The sequence below is a fragment of the Streptosporangium sp. H16 genome (genome assembly GCF_051918855.1).
In the GTDB taxonomy this organism is placed as follows: Bacteria; Actinomycetota; Actinomycetes; order Streptosporangiales; family Streptosporangiaceae; genus Streptosporangium.
The window spans coordinates 346,196-364,510 of record NZ_JBPXMD010000003.1; the positions used below are offsets into that span (position 1 = coordinate 346,196).

The 18,315-nt window shown below is 71.3% G+C and carries 14 protein-coding genes and 1 other RNA gene; 6 read left to right on the top strand and 9 right to left on the bottom strand.

The window, feature by feature from the left end; genetic code table 11:
- Nucleotides 1-4 precede the first annotated feature (4 nt).
- From ACTOQ2_RS07225 to ACTOQ2_RS07250, 6 genes are all read right to left on the bottom strand, one after another.
- Nucleotides 5-1,300: a glycosyltransferase family 4 protein gene (locus ACTOQ2_RS07225; RefSeq protein WP_440098944.1), complete on the bottom strand. Its 1,296-nt coding sequence runs from the start codon at nt 1,298-1,300 to the stop codon at nt 5-7.
- Nucleotides 1,301-1,532: 232 nt separating this feature from the next.
- Nucleotides 1,533-1,664, bottom strand: a complete 132-nt coding sequence (locus ACTOQ2_RS07230; RefSeq protein ID WP_344745256.1) for a hypothetical protein — start codon at nt 1,662-1,664, stop codon at nt 1,533-1,535.
- Nucleotides 1,665-1,804: 140 nt separating this feature from the next.
- Nucleotides 1,805-3,364 (bottom strand): hypothetical protein, encoded by a 1,560-nt coding sequence (locus tag ACTOQ2_RS07235; RefSeq protein WP_440098945.1) that lies wholly within the window; start codon nt 3,362-3,364, stop codon nt 1,805-1,807.
- A complete protein-coding gene (locus ACTOQ2_RS07240; protein ID WP_440098946.1) occupies nt 3,364-4,134 on the bottom strand; it encodes an FkbM family methyltransferase in 771 nt (256 codons plus the stop codon). Before ACTOQ2_RS07240 ends, ACTOQ2_RS07235 begins: the two co-directional genes overlap by 1 nt.
- 203 nt (nt 4,135-4,337) lie before the next feature.
- A complete protein-coding gene (locus ACTOQ2_RS07245; RefSeq protein ID WP_440098947.1) occupies nt 4,338-6,584 on the bottom strand; it encodes an acyl-CoA dehydrogenase in 2,247 nt (748 codons plus the stop codon).
- 204 nt (nt 6,585-6,788) lie between these two features.
- The gene (locus ACTOQ2_RS07250) at nt 6,789-8,075 is read right to left on the bottom strand and encodes a hypothetical protein (protein ID WP_440098948.1); all 1,287 of its coding nucleotides are present in this window, start codon (nt 8,073-8,075) and stop codon (nt 6,789-6,791) included.
- A 134-nt stretch (nt 8,076-8,209) separates the two neighbouring features.
- Here ACTOQ2_RS07250 and ACTOQ2_RS07255 point away from each other — a divergent pair, with 134 nt between their 5' ends.
- Entirely contained in the window at nt 8,210-9,742 is a 1,533-nt protein-coding gene (locus ACTOQ2_RS07255; RefSeq protein WP_440098949.1) for an AMP-binding protein, read from the top strand.
- 19 nt (nt 9,743-9,761) lie between these two features.
- The gene (locus ACTOQ2_RS07260; RefSeq protein ID WP_440098950.1) at nt 9,762-10,883 is read left to right on the top strand and encodes a S1C family serine protease; all 1,122 of its coding nucleotides are present in this window, start codon (nt 9,762-9,764) and stop codon (nt 10,881-10,883) included.
- An 86-nt stretch (nt 10,884-10,969) separates the two neighbouring features.
- Here the strand turns inward: ACTOQ2_RS07260 and ACTOQ2_RS07265 are convergent, their stop codons facing one another.
- On the bottom strand, nt 10,970-12,040 hold the full coding sequence (locus ACTOQ2_RS07265; RefSeq protein ID WP_440098951.1) for a polysaccharide deacetylase family protein: 1,071 nt from the start codon (nt 12,038-12,040) through the stop codon (nt 10,970-10,972).
- Between the two features lie 368 nt (nt 12,041-12,408).
- Between ACTOQ2_RS07265 and ACTOQ2_RS07270 the strand changes: the two genes are divergently transcribed.
- The 4 genes from ACTOQ2_RS07270 to ACTOQ2_RS07285 all read left to right on the top strand — a co-directional run bounded on the left by ACTOQ2_RS07270 (nt 12,409) and on the right by ACTOQ2_RS07285 (nt 15,545).
- On the top strand, nt 12,409-13,239 hold the full coding sequence (locus ACTOQ2_RS07270) for an MIP/aquaporin family protein (RefSeq protein ID WP_440098952.1): 831 nt from the start codon (nt 12,409-12,411) through the stop codon (nt 13,237-13,239).
- A gap of 86 nt (nt 13,240-13,325) precedes the next feature.
- Nucleotides 13,326-14,843 carry a glycerol kinase GlpK gene (gene glpK, locus ACTOQ2_RS07275; protein ID WP_440098953.1) on the top strand — a complete coding sequence of 506 codons (1,518 nt, stop codon included), beginning with the start codon at nt 13,326-13,328 and terminating at the stop codon, nt 14,841-14,843.
- 130 nt (nt 14,844-14,973) lie between these two features.
- Entirely contained in the window at nt 14,974-15,174 is a 201-nt protein-coding gene (locus tag ACTOQ2_RS07280; protein ID WP_440084079.1) for an Arc family DNA-binding protein, read from the top strand.
- A complete protein-coding gene (locus tag ACTOQ2_RS07285; protein WP_440098954.1) occupies nt 15,171-15,545 on the top strand; it encodes a type II toxin-antitoxin system death-on-curing family toxin in 375 nt (124 codons plus the stop codon). Before ACTOQ2_RS07280 ends, ACTOQ2_RS07285 begins: the two co-directional genes overlap by 4 nt.
- A 146-nt stretch (nt 15,546-15,691) precedes the next feature.
- Here the strand turns inward: ACTOQ2_RS07285 and ssrA are convergent.
- Both ssrA and ACTOQ2_RS07295 read right to left on the bottom strand, forming a co-directional pair.
- Nucleotides 15,692-16,076: a transfer-messenger RNA gene (gene ssrA, locus ACTOQ2_RS07290) on the bottom strand.
- 340 nt (nt 16,077-16,416) lie between these two features.
- Nucleotides 16,417-18,315, bottom strand: a complete 1,899-nt coding sequence (locus ACTOQ2_RS07295) for a penicillin-binding transpeptidase domain-containing protein (protein WP_440098955.1) — start codon at nt 18,313-18,315, stop codon at nt 16,417-16,419.

Sequence of the window (18,315 nt, forward strand, 5' to 3'; positions counted from 1 at the left end):
ACACTTATGGCGGGTCGGTCTCACCCGTGGCGAGACAGGGATCGGATACATGGAGGTGGCGACCGTTTTTAGATAGTTCTGTGGTGATTAGTCCGGTCATCGTAGCGCCCGTTCTTCCCCAGGTGAACTCGGCGGCCCAGAGCCTGCACGCCTGCTGGATCTCCTCGCGCCTGGCCGGGTCCGACAGTTCCCGCAGCGCGCGGTCCACCACGTCGGCCAGCTCCTCACCCTCCCTGACCAGCCAGCCCGTGACACCGTCGCGTACCGAGTCGCGCAGTCCCGCGACGTCGAAGGCGACCGTCGGGACGCCGAGCGCGGCGGCCTCGATCACGGTCAGCCCCCAGCCCTCGAACTCCGAGGCGGTGACGTTGACCCGCGCCGCTCCCAGGATCGCGTTCTTGGCGGCCTCGGGCAGGAAGCCGTGCAGGTGGACCCGGCCCTCCAGCCCGCGGCGGGCGGCGTGGGCGGCGAGCCGCTCCCGCTCGCCGCCGCGCCCGATGACGTGCACGTGGATGCCGGGCCAGGCCTCTTCGAGGTCACCGGCGAGGTCCACCACCCGCTCGACGCGCTTGTGGCCCACGAGCCTGCCGAGGTAGACCACGACGGGATCCCCCGTCGTGTCCTCGACGCTCGCGACCGGGCGCGCCGCCGGGCTGCCGTTCGGGATGACCTGGATCGGCGCGAGCCAGCCGAGCCGCTCGCGCAGCTCGTTCCTGGAGGACTCCGAGACCGTGACGGTCGCGCGACGCCGGTAGACGAGCCGGGCGACCGGCCCTTCGATGAAGCAGCCGATCCTGGCCAGCCAGCGCGGGAAGAAGGCGTGGAACTGGCGGTCGTGCACGTGGTGCACCAGGGAGACGACCGCCGTGCGCCGCCTCACGACCAGGGGGGCGAAGAAGGGGATGCCGTTCATGCAGTCGATGACGGCGTCGAAGCGCCGGCGCCGCCACAGCAGCCAGAGCGGGACCAGGAGATAGACCAGGAACGGGTTGCCCATCCGCCGCAGCTCGATGCCGTCGCGCACCTCGGCCGCGGGCTGCCCGGCCTCCCTGGAGGTGACGAAGGTGACCGAGGCCCCCTGCCCGACCAGGTAGCGGCTGACCTGCCAGGCGTACTCCTCGGCGCCGCCCGCCACGGACTGCAGCGGCTCGCGGAAGTTCAGGACGGCGACGCGCACCCCGCGCATGGACGGCCACTGCCGCGCCGTCGCGGCCACCAGGCCCGCGGCGGGCTGCGGGCCCGAGGCCCGGGAGGTCGCCCTGGCGCCCTGTCCGGCCACGACCACTCCTATCTCCTGCATCTCCTGTGACGCCGTGCGGCATGTCCCCGCACGACGGGTGTCCACGTGAACTCGCCGTACGACAGCCGTACGGCACGCGAGAACGGCGCCGGGGGGAACCGGGGGGAACCGGGGAATTCGCGCATGCGGCGGCCAGGCCCTGTCGCGTCGACGTGACCCGGAACGGGTTTCCCTCGCGTCGGGGGTACCGGCGCTCAGGTGGCTGCCGGGGCCGGCCCGCGGCCCCGGGCCGTCACCTGGTGCCGTAGTTGTAGAGCGGTCTGTTGGGCGGCTCGGGGGTGGGCGCCGCGACGTTCGTGACGGCCACCGAGGCTCCGACCGCCAGCACCGCCCCTACCGCCAGAGCGGCAATCACTCGCAACACTCGAGTTCTCCCTCCAACGCGTGGTCGTGCGGTCTGCCCGACAGTAGAACCTGATACAGGTCTTCAGCTAGTCAATCGGTAAAAATGTGATAAATAATGTTACCAGCTGGTAAATCGCAACATAGTTGCATCTCAGCGGATCACAGGCGGAAGAGAAGCAGGTCCTGACCAGCGAAGATCAGCCGTGCGCCGGGGAGCCTGACACGGAACAGGTTCTCGTTCGATCTCTGGATCAGCACGTGGCCGATCCCCTCCGCGGCCAGCGGCCCGGTCAGCGGGCCGGCCCTCGCGAGGACCGCGCCGACCCTGCGCGCCAGCGGGTCCTCGGTGGCGAGGGTGAGCGTGCGGCCGTCTCCCAGCCCGACCGGCAGGCCGTCGTTCCAGACGACCCTGCGCTCGAAGAGCTTGACCGCCGGGTCGAGCACCACCCGGCCCCCGTTCCAGCCGAACGCCCGGTAGGCCCCCCACGGCAGCGTCAGCAGCGCCCCCGGCGCGGGATCCGCGTCCACGATCCGCTGCACCCTGGACCAGTCCGGGGGGTAGTCGACCGCGACCAGCCGGCCGAACGCCCCCAGCGCGAAGGTGGGCAGCACCAGCAGGGGCAGCACGAGCATGCCGGGGCGGACCGCCGGGGACAGCCGCGCGGTCACCGCGGCCAGGCCGACCGCCTGCAGCAGCGCGAAGGGGGCGAGGTAGAGCTGCCCGTCGCGGAGCGGCCCGAAGCCGGGCCACAGGCCGATCATCGCCTCCACCACCCCCGGCACGAAGGCGCCGGCACACCCCACCGCCAGCCCCGCGGCCGACGCGACCGCCAGCCCGCCCCAGTACGCGGGCCGCCCGCCTTCTCCCCCCTCGCCGGAGCCCCGGCCGCGCCACCCCCCTTCGAGCAGGACGTACCCCGCCACCGCCGCCACGGCCACCGCCAGCCGGACCAGGGCCGACCACCAGGTCTCCTGTCCCGGTACGGCGGCTCCGGAGTTCCACACGCCGCCGAGGGTGAGCAGGCTGCCGAGGGTGCCCAGCGGCCCGTCCGCGCGCGGCGCGAAGGCCCGCACCCCGGCGGGGTCGGTGACGGCGGCGCTGCCCAGCGCCGGGACCAGCCACGGCAGGCTCAGCACGGTGACGACCAGCAGGGTGCGCGGGGCCCGGCGGCCCGCCACGGGCAGCACGGTCATCGCCGAGACGAGCATCGCCTGGAAACCCCCGATCGCCGCGGGGAGCAGGGCGAGGACCGTGCGCCGGCTCCCCTCGCGGGTGACCGCGCGCACCGCCCACGGCAGGCCCGCGTACCCGAGCAGCAGCGCCCACTGGCCGAGCAGCAGCCGCTGGGCGAGGTAGACGTTCCAGGCGTAGAACGCCGCGGCGGCCAGCCGGGCGACCCGGCGCTCCCCGGGCACCAGGGCCGCGGCGCCCGTCGCGGCGAGCACGAAGATCCCCAGCAGGATCGCCTTCTGCGTGATCTGGTCGGGAAGGACCGACGAGAGCAGGGCCACCACGAGGTCGCTCGGCACCGCGCGGGGGAAGCCGCCGCCGTCCGGCGGGAGCGGCGGGTCGGGCACGAACACCATGTCGTAGCGGAGCACGAAACCGGGACCGAGCGCGGGCCAGAGCGCGAGCACCCCGAGGACCAGCCCCACCAGGGCGGGAGCCAGGAGCGGGGCGAGAGCCGGGCGCGGGGCGGGAGCGCGAAGGGGGCGCACTAGCGGGTCGCCGGGCGGAACAGCACCATGTTCACGTACTCGCCGCCGGGTCTGAGAAGGCGGGAGACGAAGCTCCGCTCCACCTCGCCGACCGCCGCCTTCTGGTGGGCGGCCAGGTCGAAGCCGTCCAGCGGCACCCAGGTTCCGCCGGTGAGCACGGAGCCGGTGTAGCCCCACTCGGCGAGCTGGTCGACGACCAGCTCGATGTCCTGGTGCCGGGTCTCCAGCTCGACGAGCAGGACGGGCCGGTCCCGGAGGACGGTCCGCTCGGCGCCGCGCAGGGCGGCGAGCTCGTGGCCCTCCACGTCGACCTTGACGAACCGGACGTCCCTCAGGTCCAGCTCGTCGATGGTGACGGTCGGGACGTCCACCGGGACGCCCTTCCCCTCCCCGTGGACGAGCGAGGCCGTGGCCTCCGCCCCCCGCCCGCCGCCGGGTATCCACAGCCGCGCCGTACCCGAGCGGTCAGAGGCACCCGCCGCGATCACCCGGACGTCGGGAAAGGTCCGCCCGAGCATGGCCGCCAGGCGGGGGTTGGCCTCGATCGAGACGACGTCACAGCCGAGCCGCCGCAGTTCCGCGGTCCACGGCCCGTACCAGACGCCCACGTCGACGGCGGTACCGCCGCGCGGCACGAACTCCTCGGCACGGGCCAGCTCGGCGTCCAGCCGGGGGTAGACCCGGCGGATCGCGGCGCCGAACCAGCGCAACGGGATCGCACCGGCGACGGCGCTCCGCACGACCACACCGGGCCGGAACCGCATCGACATGCGCGAAGCCTAACCGAAGGGTCAAAACCCCCCGTACCAGACGTAGCGGGCTCTGACCGGCGGCGCCCGCCCGCGGGATCACGGGCGGTCGGGGACGCGCCTCACGACGGCACGGGAGGACGGGCCGCTACGACGAGAACCGAGCCACCCGCCCGCCGGGGAGCCGGCGGGCGGGAACGGCCCTTCTCACGACGAGAGGCGGCTCACTTGCCCGGCTCGGGGTCACGGGGCAGCCCGAGCATGCGCTCGGCGATGATGTTGAGCTGCACCTCGGTGGTGCCACCGTAGATCGTCATGGCCCGGGTGGAGAGCACCGCGCGGTTCCAGTAGCCCGCGTCGCCGAGCTTCATGTCGGCGGCGATGACGGCCGAGGAACCGAGCAGCGAGACCGCACACTCCGAGACGTGCTGGGCGTGCGATGTGGACAACAGCTTGCGGACCGACGCGTCGGCACCGGGCTCCAGGCCGGTCAGCTGCTTCAGGGTCACCCGTAGCCCGAGCGCGGCGATCGAGTGGCCCTCGCAGACGACGCGCGCCAGCTCCTGACGCTCGGCGGGGGTGAGCTCCCGGCCGAGACGCCCGGCCAGGCCGAGCAGGTCGGGGACGGACGAGCCGGTGCCGCCGGAACCCGAGGAGAGCGAGACCCGCTCGTTGGACAGCGTGTTCCTGGCGACCTTCCAGCCCTGGCCCACCTCGCCGACGACCAGGTCGTCCGGGACGAACACGTCGTCGAGGAAGACCTCGTTGAACAGGTTCTCCCCGGTCATCTCGGTGAGCGGCCTGACCGTGACGCCGGGGCCCTTCATGTCGACCAGGAAGTAGGTGATGCCCTCGTGCTTGGACCCCTCCGAGGAGTTGCGGGCGATGCAGATGCCCCACTCGGCGAAGTGCGCCACGGAGGTCCAGATCTTCTGGCCGTTGAGCCGCCAGCCGCCCTCGACCTTCTCTGCCTTCATCTGCACGTTCGCCAGGTCGGAGCCCGCGCCGGGCTCGGAGAAGAGCTGGCACCAGATCATCTCGCCGCTCAGCGTGGGCGGCAGGAAGCGCTCCTGCTGCTCGGGGGTGCCGTACGAGACGAGCGAGGGCACCACCCAGGCACCGATGATCATCTGAGGCAGCTTGACCTTCGCGGCCTTGAGCTCCTGGAAGATGAGGACCTGCTCCAGCGGCTTGGCGTCGCGGCCCCAGGGCCTGGCCAGGTGCGGCATGACGTACCCGGCGCTCGCCAGCGCCCGCTTCTGCTCCTTGCCCTCCAGCGCGGCGAACCCGGCGATCTCGGCCCGGATGCCCTCGCGCAGCTCGGCGGCCTCCTCGGGCAGCTCGATCTCCAGCTCCCGGCTCACGCCGTTCAGGGCGAGCTCGGCGACCGACTCGGCCCACTCCCCCGAGGAACCGAGCAGGGCGCGCAGGGTGAGCGCGCGGCGGTAGTACAGGTGGGCGTCGTGCTCGTAGGTGTAGCCGATGCCGCCGAAGATCTGGATGGCGTCCTTGGCGCAGAGCACGGCCGCGTCGGGGGCGACCACGCCCGCGATCGCGGCGGCGTAGGCGAGCTCGTCGGCAGAGACCTCGGCGACCTCGGCGACCTCGGTATCGGTGCCGGTCCCGTCCGCGGCGCGGGCGGCGTCCCACACGGTCGCGCGGGCCTGCTCCAGGGCGACGAGCATCCGGGAGGCCTTGTGCTTGACGCCCTGGAACTGCCCGATCGGGCGGCCGAACTGCACGCGGACCTTGGCGTATCCGGCGGCCGCGGTCACGCACCACGACGCGAGGCCCGCGGCCTCCGCGCCGAGCAGGATCGCGGCCAGGTTGAGGACCCCGGGCCCCTGCAGCCCGTCGAGGACCCGTCCCGCCGGTACGGTGACCGCGTCCAGCTCGACCCTGGCCACCCCCCGGGTGAGGTCGAGCGCCCTGACCGGGGTGACGGTCGCCGCGGAGGCGTCCACCGCGACCCACTCCTCACCGCGGTCGGTGCTCACCGGGAGCACCAGGATGTCGGCCGACGCGCCGCCCAGGACCAGGTCGGCGGTGCCGCCGATCGTCAGGGCGCCGTCCTCGCCCCGGCTGCCGGTGATCGAGGCGCCCAGCGCGACCGCGCCGGTCAGCGTGCCGTCCGCGAGGCCGGGCAGGAGCTCGGCGTGGGCCTTGCCGTCGGAGGCGAGGATCACGGCGCTGGCGAGCACCGTGGGAACGTACGGGCCGGGGGCGACGCGCTCGCCGAGGGCCTCGACGGCGACGGCGGTCTCCAGCAGGCCGTAGCCGCTGCCGCCGTGCTCCTCGGGGACGTGCAGGCCGAGCAGCCCCTGGTCGGCCAGTGCCGCCCAGAAACCGGGGCGCTCCGCGCCCTCGGCCGCGACGGCGGCGCGCACGACCTCGGACGGGACGTTGCGCTCCGCCCACCTGGTCACCGACTCCCGGAGCGCCTCGTGCTCCTCGCTCAACCCGATCGCCATGACAGCCTCCAGACAGGATTCAATGCCAGAACCATATTCTAGAAGGTGCTTCCATCACAACGCGCGAGCCCTCATCACCGGGTACGCCGCCCCCTGCCGCCCCGCCCTACCCCGGCACGGCCCGGCCCGCTCCGTGGACGGCCGGGGAGAACCCGCTCGCCGGAAATCCCGGCCCCCGGCGAACCGGGCGGGCGCCGGAGAACGTCAGAGGGCGCGGACGCTCGCCATCAGGGGGGCGATGTCGGCCCAGAGCCGCTTGCGCGTGTCGGGCACGGTCACGAAGAGCACGGAGGGCTTGCGGCGGCCGACGTCGATCACCGCGAGCGCCGCCTGGGAGGTGTGCCTCACGCCCTTGACCTGGTAGGTGACCCGGTAGCCGAGCATCCACCCCTTGCCTCCCGCGGGCCGCTGTGAGGCGGTCCAGGTGACCTTTCCCCCCGCCGGGTGGTGGTTGCGGATCGTCCACCGCACCGCGTTCAGCGCCGCCCTGCGGTAGTCGGCGTCGCTCTTGAGCGCCTTGGCCGGGGTGGCGCCGGGAAGCGGCCCCGAGGCGATGACCGTGCGCGGCGACCTGGCCGTGCCGACCTGCTGGCCGACGGAGAACGACGGCACCGCCTTGGTCTCCCAGGGCGCGCCCAGACTGGCGTAGGTCAGCGCGGACCTGGTGTCGGTCACCGCGCCCAGCACCACGCTCGGCCTGCCCGGCAGAACCCGCAGGGCGGTCGCGCCCGGCAGGGCGGGCAGCGTGATCGGCGAGACGGTCGGCGAGGGCTTCGCGGTGGGCAGCACGGCCCGGCCGACCCCGGCCGGATCACCGGGCTCGTCACCGGAGAACAGCACGAAGATCAGGACCACGATGACACCGGTGAGGGCGGCGGCGCCCAGGCTGTAGGCGACCCGGATCGGGATGTCGCCGATCCGCATCAGCAGGCCGCCGGACCTCTTCGCCCCGCCCTTCGCCTCCGGGCCGCCCCGCACGCCGCCGGGCCGGCCCTGGAGACCGGGCTCCGCGAACACCTCGGGCCGCTGCGCCGCGCCGGGCCATCCCGCCGCCACGCCACCGTGTCCGTCGCCGCGCCCGTCACCGTCCCCGCCCCCATCGCCGTGCCCGTCACCGGCGCCCGCCAAGGCGCCGGTGCCCGGCCGGCCGGGCATCCCGGTCCTGTCGGGACTCCAGGGTCTCGCGGATCCGCCTACCTGCCTGACCGGGATCGTCCCGAGCCCACCCGGCTCGCGCGCCTGGCCGGCGTCCGCCTCCGGCTCGTCCCGCCGGTCGCCGGGCGCGGCCACGGGGCGAGGGAACGATCCAGGGGGCCTGGAGACCAGAGCGGTCTCCTCGCCGTCGCCGATGGGGAACCTCCGGGGCACCCGGGGGCTGATGATCGAACCGTCCTCGGCGGGAATGGCGGGTATGGGCGCCGTGGGCGCGTCATATGAGGGGATGTATCTCTCGTGAGAGCGCCCGGAGGAGTTGCCGCCGACGTCCGCCATACGCGCCAGGTTATGTCACCTCGGAAAGAATCGACGCATCGTCGTTTATTACGCTTCGGCCACGAGGTGTGCATCAGCCCAGGTAACCGCCTTTCCCCTTCCATGAACAGAATGTCGTTCTGTATGGTCGCGCCATGAGGGCTACGAGGGGCTTCTACGAGATCGCGGCGGTCGATCCCGGACGCGTCGCCGTCGTCGCGGACGCGACCACGACCACCGCCACGACCACCGGCGCGGGCGCGACCGGGGACGCCACCGCGACGGTGACCACGACCTACGGCGAGCTGTACGAGCGGGTCAACCAGGTCTCGCACGGCCTTCTGGCGCGTGGCACCCGGCCGGGGGACACCGTCGTGACGGTCTTGCCCAACGGGGTCGACGCGATCACGATGATGCTGGCGACGTACCAGATCGGCGCCTATCACGTCCCGGTCAACTGGCACTACACGGCCGACGAGGTCGGTTACATCGTCACCGACTGCGCGGCGCGGGTGACGGTGAGCTCCGAGCGGTACGGGCACGCGGTGCCGGGCGGGTTCGTGGAGACCGGCGCCCTCGCCGAGGGGCGGCCGGCCACACCCCCCGAAGGGCGCAGGGCCGGGTCGATGATGCTCTACACCTCGGGGACCACCGGCAGGCCCAAGGGCGTGCGGCGGCGGCTGATCGAGCTGAGCCCCGAGGACCTCTACCCGATCCTGATGCGCAAGGGCTGGCGGCACTTCGGGCTGCCGCCCGACGGGGTGCACCTGTTACTTTCGCAGCTCTACCACTCGGCGCCGTACGGGCAGGCGATGATGGCCCTGCAGTTCGGGCACACCCTCGTGGTGACCGAGCGGTTCGACGCCGGGGAGACGCTGGAGCTGGTCGAGCGGCACCGGGTGACCAACGCGTTCATGGTGCCGACCATGTTCCACCGGCTGCTGGCCCTGCCCACCTCCATCAGGACAAAGTACGATTTATCGTCATTGACGCACCTCTATCACGGCGCCGCCCCCTGCCCGCCCGCCACCAAGCAGGCGATGATCGAATGGCTCGGCCCCGTGCTGTGGGAGTACTACGGCTCGACCGAGGCCGCCGTGGCCACGATGGTCTCCTCGGCGGAGTGGCTGGAGCGGCCGGGCACCGTCGGCCGGGCGATCGACGGCATCACGTTCACGATCATCGGCGACGACGGCGCGGAGCTCCCGCCCGGCGAGCCCGGCATGGTCTACATCGGCGGAATCAACCGCTTCGAGTATCACCGCGACCCGTCCAAGACCGCCTCCACGATGCGCGGCCCCCTCTACACCCCCGGCGACATCGGCTACCTGGACGAGGACGGCTACCTGTTCCTCTGTGACCGGCGCACAGACCTGATCATCTCCGGCGGGGTCAACATCTACCCGGCCGAGATCGAGGCCGTGCTCCAGGAACACCCCTCGGTCGCGGACGTGGCGGTGATCGGCGTCCCCGACCCGGAGTGGGGCCAGCGCGTCGTCGCGCTGGTCCAGCCCGCGGCGGGCGTCACCCCCGGCGCGGAGCTCACCGGCGAGCTGCTGGCCCACTGCGACTCCCGGCTGGCCCGCCTCAAGCACCCCCGAGTGATCGAGTACCGCGACCCGCTGCCGCGTACTCCCACGGGCAAGCTCAGCCGGAGCAACCTGCGCAATACGTATCTTCCTTCCTGAGCTGGGCAAATACCCTTGCATGGGGGGATCAACGACAGGCGCCGCGCTACTGGCGGCCGCCGTCATGACGCTCGCGGGCTGCGGTCAGGGCCTGCAACTGCAAACACCCGGGACGGCCGGCTCGCCGGGCGCCCCCACACCCGGCGCGTCGGCGAGCACCTCCGCCGCGGCCTCCCCGAGGGGCTCACCCACCACCCCCGGCCCCGTCCCGGACGCCCTGGAGGCCGCGTACGAGCGGACCATCGCCAGGGTGCTGCCGTCCATCGTGCAGATCACCACGGGGGACGGTCTCGGCTCGGGGATCGTGTACGACACCGCCGGGCATGTCATCACCAACGCCCACGTGGTCGGGGGCGCCAGGACCTTCAAGGTCACGCTCGCCAACGGCGGCACCCCGCGCACCGCGAGGCTGGTCGACTCGTTCGAGCTGGGCGACCTGGCGGTGATCAAGGTGGACGACCCTGCCGGGCTGAAACCCGCCGTCTTCGGCGACTCCTCCAAGCTGAGGGTCGGCGAGATCGTGATGGCCATGGGAAACCCGCTGGGCCTGTCGGGCAGCGTCACCGAGGGGATCATCTCGGCGCTGGGCCGCACGGTCACCGAGCCCGGGGGCGAGGGCTCGCCGGGCGCGACGATCAGCGGGGCCATCCAGACCTCCGCGCCCATCAACCCGGGCAACAGCGGCGGCGCCCTGGTCAACCTCAGGGGCGAGGTCGTCGGCGTGCCGACCCTGACCGCCGTCAACCCCGAGCTCGGCAACGCCCAGGCCCCGGGCATCGGCTTCGCGATCCCGGCCAACACCGTCAAGGACGTCGCCACGCAGATCATCAGGGACGGCAGGGTCACCAACACCCGCAGGGCCGCGCTCGGCGTCGTCGTACGGACCGTGATCGACATGAACGGGCAGCCCGCGGGTGTCAGCGTCGTACGGGTGCAGCGCAACAGCGGTGCGGAGCGGGCGGGGCTCAAGGCCGGCAACCTGATCGTCTCGGTCGACGGCATGCCCACCCCGTCGACCCAGGAGCTGGCGGCGGTCCTCTCCCAGCTCAGGCCCGGCCAGGACGCGAAGGTCGAGGTCCTGCGCCCCGACGGCTCGACGACCACCGTGGTCGTCCCTCTCACGGAGCTCCCGGGCGGCTGACGCCGGCGCCCCGCCCGATCACGCCGGGACCACCGTGGCCGCCCGGCCGGCGTGATCGGGCGGCCGGGCCGGGCGGGCCGGGGCGGTCAGTAGGGCAGGACGCGGTCGGTGAAGGACTTGGCCACGAAGGGCGCCTTGAACTTGGGGAAGGCGACCGTCTTCACGTCGCCGTCGGAGGTGTAGCGCTCGTCGGCGTTCGCCTTCAGCCAGTCGAGCCAGGCCACGGAGCAGAACTTGGCGCAGTCGCCCTTCTTGTCCATCGAGCGGATGCGCGGGATGCCGAGCGGGTCGAACTTCTTGTTGAACGGGGACAGCGCCGGGGTGTAACCCGCGAGGAACACGCCGCCGTAGTCGTAGGAGACGTCCCCCGAGGAGCCCTTGCGACCCCACGCCTTGCCGTCGGGCTGGATGCCGTACGGCAGGGCCAGCGTGACCGGCGGCACCTTGATCAGGCCGGTGATGAGCCGGTGGCCCGCCGCCACCTCCGCGTTGACCGCCTTCCTCGGCTTGCCGCCCAGGCTGAGGTGGTCGCGGGTGTGGTTGCCGATGTCGAAGCCCTTGTCGGTGAGCCAGAGGAGCATCTGCGCTCCCTCCTCGGGCGTCGCCTTGCCGAACATGTCGCGCGTGACATAGAACGTTCCAACGCCGCGGAAGCCCGGATAGGTCTTGGCGACGTCCTGGAGGATCGCGACCGCGGTGTTCGGCTTGGGCAGCCCCATCCCGTCCAGCTCGAACTGCGAGGGTGAGGAGTCGTCGAAGGTGAGGACGACAGGATGCTTGCCCGCCGGGATGTCCATGCGCCCGGTGACGAACTCGGCCGCGGTGACCGCGACGTAGTCCTCCTTGGCCAGCCGCTCCAGCTCGGTGCGGAACTGCTTGGGGGTGCGGTCGTCCTGGGTGGAGGGCTTGTCGATCACCCGGTGGTACATGAGGACGGGCACCTGCCCGAGCTCGTTGGCCTTGACCTTGGCGGCGGCCTGCGTCTTGGCCTTGAGTTGGTTGGCCTGCGAGGCGGCGGCGGCCGACGCCTTCGCCGAGGCCGCCACCTTGGCCTTCTGTTCGTCGCCCTCGTTCGACCCCGTCGATCCGCATCCGGCCAGCACGGCTCCCGTCGCGACGACGGCGATACCGGCCCTGCCCACTCTGAGACGGCCCATCGAATTCCTCCAAAGCGCACTGACGATACGCTTCTCATCCCCCTCTGACCTGCGGATTGACCTCCACGCCCGGCAAAGGTTCCCGCCGGAGCGACTCTCGGCGGCACCGAGCGGCACCGAGCGGAGTCGCGCGACTCCACCCGCGACTCCACCGGGGATGGGGGCCTCCACACCTGGAGACGCCGGACGGTGACAGGGTTCTCACTCAGCGGAGACATCGCAAGTGCGGACATAGGACCACATTTCGGCCTCGTTACCGACACCTTAGATTGTTGACCAAAATTCAATAATTTCGTCACGTTACCGTTGACTGCCATGAAATTCCCGCTTACCGTCCGGGCATCCGAGCGGCATCGTGAGGGGGAAAGATGGCGGAACGCCTGAAGAACCGGGGGCTTGTCGGCGAGCTGGCGGCCGAGTTCGCGGGCACCATGATCCTGATTCTGTTCGGGGTGGCGGTGGTGGCCCAGGTCGTGGCGGCCGAGATCGGCGACCACGACAGCATCGCGTGGGCGTGGGGACTCGGAGTGACCCTGGGCATCTACGTCGCCGCCCGCACCAGCGGAGCCCACCTCAACCCCGCCGTCACCATCGCGCTCGCCGCCTTCAAGGGGTTCTCCTGGCGCAAGGTCCTGCCGTACTCCCTGGCGCAGACGGCGGGCGCGTTCGTGGCGGCGCTCATCGTCCGCTTCAACTACAGCGAGGTGCTGCAGAAGGCCGACCCCGGGCTCACGATCAAGACCCAGGGCGTCTTCTCGACCCTGCCCGGCAACGGGAGCCTGCCCATCGGCACCTGGGGCGCCTTCCGCGACCAGGTGATCGGCACCGCGATCCTGCTCCTGCTCGTCCTCGCCGTCTCCGACGCGCGCAACTCGGCGCCCATGGCCAACCTGGCCCCCTTCGTGATCGGCCTGATCGTGGTGGCCATCGGGATGGCCTGGGGCACCAACGCCGGGTACGCCATCAACCCCGCCCGCGACTTCGGGCCGCGACTCGCCTCGTACCTCACCGGATACGAGACCGCCTGGCAGGATCAGTACGGCCAGCTCTACTTCTGGGTGCCGATCGTGGCGCCCGTCATCGGGGCCCTAATCGGGGCGTTCCTGTACCAGGTCCTGATCGCCAGGTTCCTTCCCCCCGAGGACGCCGAGCCCGAGGTGGGACGGATGCCGTCCGGCGAGGGGGCCACCCCCGCCTGAACGAGGGTCTCGTCCAGGCGGGGCCGGGAACCGTTACGGGGAGAGCGGCAGATCTCCCGGAGAGTCTCACAGAGGAGGCACCATCCATGCCTGACTTCGTCGGAGCGATCGACCAGGGAACGACGAGCACCCGATTCATGATCTTCGATCATGGCGGTAACGAGATAGGCCGCCACCAGCTCGAACACGAGCAGATCCTGCCCCGGGCCGGATGGGTGGAGCACAACCCCACGGAGATCTGGGAGCGCACGAGGGCGGTGATCGAGACCGCGATGAACAGGGCGGGCCTCGCCGCCTCCGACCTGGCCGCGCTCGGCGTCACCAACCAGCGCGAGACCGCGGTGGTCTGGAACCGCAGGACCGGGCGCCCGTACCACAACGCGATCGTCTGGCAGGACACCCGCACCGACCGGATCGCCTCCGCCCTGGACCGCGACGGCAGGGGCGACGTCATCCGCCGCAAGGCGGGCCTGCCCCCGGCGACGTACTTCTCCGGCGGCAAGATCCAGTGGATCCTGGAGAACGTCGACGGCGTGCGCGAGGCCGCCGAGGCGGGAGATGCGATCTTCGGCAACACCGACACGTGGCTGCTGTGGAACCTGACCGGCGGCACCGACGGCGGCGTGCACGTCACCGACCCGACCAACGCCAGCCGCACGATGCTGATGGACCTGGAGACCCTCGACTGGGACGACGAGCTGCTGTCGTTCTTCGGCATCCCCCGTCAGATGCTGCCGTCCATCGCCCCCTCCTCCCACCCCGGCCTGTACGGCACCACCCGGGCGACCGGCCCGCTGGAAGGGGAGGTCCCGCTCTCCGGCGACCTCGGCGACCAGCAGGCCGCCACCGTCGGGCAGGTCTGCTTCGGCGTCGGCGAGGCCAAGAACACCTACGGCACCGGCAACTTCCTGCTGCTCAACACCGGCACCGAGCTCGTACGGTCCCAGAACGGCCTGCTCACCACCGTCTGCTACCGCTTCGGCGAGGAGCCACCGGTGTACGCGCTGGAGGGCTCCATCGCGGTGACCGGCTCCGCCGTGCAGTGGCTGCGCGACCAGCTCGGCATCATCTCGGGGGCGGCGCACAGCGAGGCGCTCGCCCGGCAGGTCGAGGACAACGGCGGCATCTACTTCGTCCCCGCCTTCTCCGGCCTCTTCGCCCCGTACTGGCGGTCCGACGCCCGGGGCGCCATCGTCGGCCTGTCGCGCTTCAACAACAACGCCCACCTCGCGCGGGCCACCCTGGAGTCCATCTGCTACCAGAGCCGCGACGTGGTCGAGGCGATGCGGCAGGACTCCGGCGTCGCCCTCGACGTGCTGCGCGTCGACGGCGGCGTCACCGCCAACGACCTGTGCATGCAGATCCAGGCCGACGTACTCGGCGTGCCCGTCTCCCGGCCCGTCGTGGCCGAGACGACCGCCCTGGGGGCCGCCTACGCGGCGGGACTGGCGGTCGGCTTCTGGAAGTCGACCGACGAGCTCAAGCAGAACTGGCAGGAGGGCCGCCGCTGGGAGCCCCAGTGGTCGGACGAGCAGCGGGCCACCGGCTACGCCGGCTGGAAGAAGGCGGTCGAACGCACCCTCGACTGGGTCGACGTGTCCTGACCCGCGGAAATCGTGGGACGGCTCATGAAATGTGCTACCCGGCGGCACCGGGTAGCACATGAGACGCACAGTCGTCACACGCCGGGGAGTGACACCATTTTTTGATACCACTGTTGGGTACCATCGTGTCATGGACCTTCGACTCCGCCTTCCCGACGAGACCCACCGGCGGCTGCGCGCCGTCGCCGACGAGAGCGACAACAGCCTCAACACCGAGATCCTGATCGCCATCGAGGAGCACCTGGAGCGCAGGCAGACCAGCGCGGTGCGGGCCATCGCCCGCAAGGTCGCCAAGCGTGACGCCGAACTCCTGGACAGGCTCTCCAAGTGACCGTCTACCTCACGAAGGCCGACGTTCTGGCCATCGCCGAGGAGATCCTGCCTTCGGTCGGCCTGCGGGACGGCGGCCAGTTGCACGCGGCGGTGCTCAGGCCACAGACCAGCGTGTTCGGGGACGACGCCTATCCCGACCCGTGGACCAAGGCGGCCGCGCTGATGCAGAGCCTGATCATCGGTCATCCTCTGGTCGACGGGAACAAGCGGCTCGGATGGACGTCGGCCGTCGTCTTCCTGGAACTGAACGGCGAGACGCTGAGCGGCACCGACACGGACGCGGCCGAAGCCCTCGTGATCGCCGTCACCACAGGAGAGCTGGACGACGTGACCGAGATCGCCAAGCGGCTCCGCGAGCTGGAGCCGTAGTTCGCGGCGGATTCGACCGCGGTCCACGTCCGCCAGGGAGCGCGGCCACAAAAAGACGCCACAAAAGACGAAGGGCGGCCGGGGCGGCACGGGGCCGCCCCGACCGCCCTTCGGCGATCTGTTCCGCACGGTTCGATGCGGAACGGGGGTGGAGGTGGCGGGAATCGAACCCGCGTCCTTCAACTCCAAGACAGGGCTTCTCCGGGTGGAGCCTGCTGTGCTTTTCTCAGCCCCGGCAATCACGCAGGCAAGTCGCCGACGGGCTCAGCCACTGTAAGATTTCCCGATCTTCCCCGTGGCCGGGTCGATCGGTTGAGCCTCCTAGCGATGCCGGATCCGGGCCGGAGGCGCTCCCGGGCCGGCAGAAGTCACTCGCTGCTTAGGCGGCGAGTGCCAGGTTGCCCTGGCTGACTTCGGAGTGCGTCTTATTGGCACTTGTTGGTCGCGGTCACAGTGTTAACGAGGTTATGTCCGCAGTCCTCGACCCGCTTCACCTGACTTGAAAAGCCAAAGTCGAAACCAGTCACCCCCTGTTGAGTTTTCAACGCGACCCCGAGGGGCCGAGCTATCCGAAGATACCTCTTACAACACGGCTGAAGCGAATCGAATTCCCGCTGGGCGCGCCACGGCGGGCCGGGGACGCCGGCACCCCGGGAACGCCGAAACCCCGGGGACACCCGCGAATCGCGAGCGTCCCCGGGGTCGACCGGCAGGGTCGAGCCGGTCCTGACGGCAGGGCTTCCCCCGAGATGAAGCCCTGATCTCATCACAGCGACCGGGTCCGCAACCCCCCAAGCGGAGCCCGGTCACTTAGAAGGACGCAAACAAGACACTCCATGGTTGCTCAGGGTGAAAAGAATATTCCGTAGCGTCACAGACCGGCGTGCAGCCCCTGGAAGAAGCGCCCGGCGACAGTCGCTCCCGCCGTGGCGTCCGAGCTCTGCGTCAGCACGGCGACGGCCACGTCCCCCTGCCACCCGACGAACCAGGAGAGCGGCTTGCGGTTCTGCGAGGCGGAGGCGGTGATGCCGTGGACGGGGTCGCCGGGGGCCGCGGCGGCCCGCGCGGAGCCCCCGGTCACTCCGCTGCGCATGAAGGCGCGGAGGGTCTCGACCGTCTTGTCGTCCAGCTGGACCGGGTCGGGCGCCTTGGAGGGCTTGGCGTCGATCGTGGGGTCGGCCGTCTGGGGCTCGGTGACCAGGACCGGCGGGCGCCAGGTGCCGGAGGCGACGGCCCCCGCGACCAGCGCCATGGACAGCGGGCTGACCAGGACGTTCTGCCCGGTGATGGCCTTGGCCGTGGCCGCGTCGTTCTTCAGCGGTTTCCTGGAGTTCACGGAACCGCTGAACGACTTCAGCGGGAGGCTCCAGGGCACCCCGATGCCGAACTTCGCGGCGTCGGCCGTCAGCTCCGCGCCGTTGATCCTGCGGGCCAGCGCGGCGAGCGCGGTCACGCAGCCGGTGGCGAAGTTGGCCTGGAGGGTCGGCGAGCCCCCTGCGGGCCCGCCCTCCTGGTGGAACGCGGCACCCCCGACGGACCTGTCGGCCGGGCAGGCCACCTTCTGCTTGGGGTCGATCTTCGCCCGGAGCATGCCCTCGACGGTCATGATCGAGAAAGCGGTCCCGGCGGGGAACCTCCCGGCGAGGGCGTGCCTCTCCTGGTTGTACTGCTCGGTGCTCGACACCGCCAGGATGTCACCGGTCGAGGCCTGGACCGCGACCAGCATGCCGGGAGTCCCGCCCAGCAGCGCGCTGTCGGCCGCCTTCTGGTGGGAGCGGTCGAGCGTGGTGCGGACCGGTGAGGTGGAGCGGTCGGGCCGCCACTTCTTGAGCTCGGTCACCTTGAGCGTCTTGAGGTCGACGGTGATCACCCGGGTGTCGGTCGAACCGGTCAGATGCTCCTGGTACGCCTTCTGCAGACCGGCCCTGCCGACCGTGTCCCCGGCCCGCTGCGGCCCGCCGAGCTGCTGCTCGCTCTCCGGGGTGACGGCGGTGACGGTGCCGACGATCTGGGTGGGCGAGGCGGGGGCCACCGCCTGCTCCTGCGCGGAGAGGGTGAGGCCGGGGATCGCCTCCAACTGCCCCTGCAGCTGCCGGAACTTCGTACGGCCGAAGGTGACCAGCGGCACCTGGAGGTTGGGCGGCGCGGAGCGGATCCGGCTCAGCAGGCGGTCCTGCGGGAAACCGGTGATCTTGGAGAGCTTCTCGCAGAGATCGTCCGCCTCGCCGCTCTTGAGGTTGGACGGGACCACGCTCGCCACGTGCAGGACGGCCTTCTCCTGCAGCGGGTCGCGGTTGCGGTCGAGGATCGGCTGGCGACCCTCGGGGGTGACCTTCACGGCGAACCGCTCACCCTCGCGCAGCTGGGGGTGCAGGACGCTGGGCGACCAGCGCACCCGCCACTGGCCGTCGACCAGGTGGAGCGGCAGCTTGCCCTCGTACTCCCACAGGGGGTTGTTCTCCCCCAGGTCGACCTCGGCGTCGAAGTCGGCCTCGACCTCGTCCGCCGCGCGCCGCATACTCTTGACGTCGAAGCGGAACGAGGCCGCGTCGAGCTGGAGCTTGGCGTTCTCCAGCGCCCGGCTGACCACCTTCTGGTCACCGTCCGTGCGTCTGGCCGCGGCGGCGTAGTCGCCCGTCTGCCAGCCGATCAGGAAGTCACGCACCGCCTCGTGGGCCGAGGGCTCCTCGAAGCAGGCGGACAGCATGGGAGCCGTCGCCACCAGCGCGAGCGCGGCGGCGGCGGCGGTTCGCCGGGCCCTGCCCCTCAC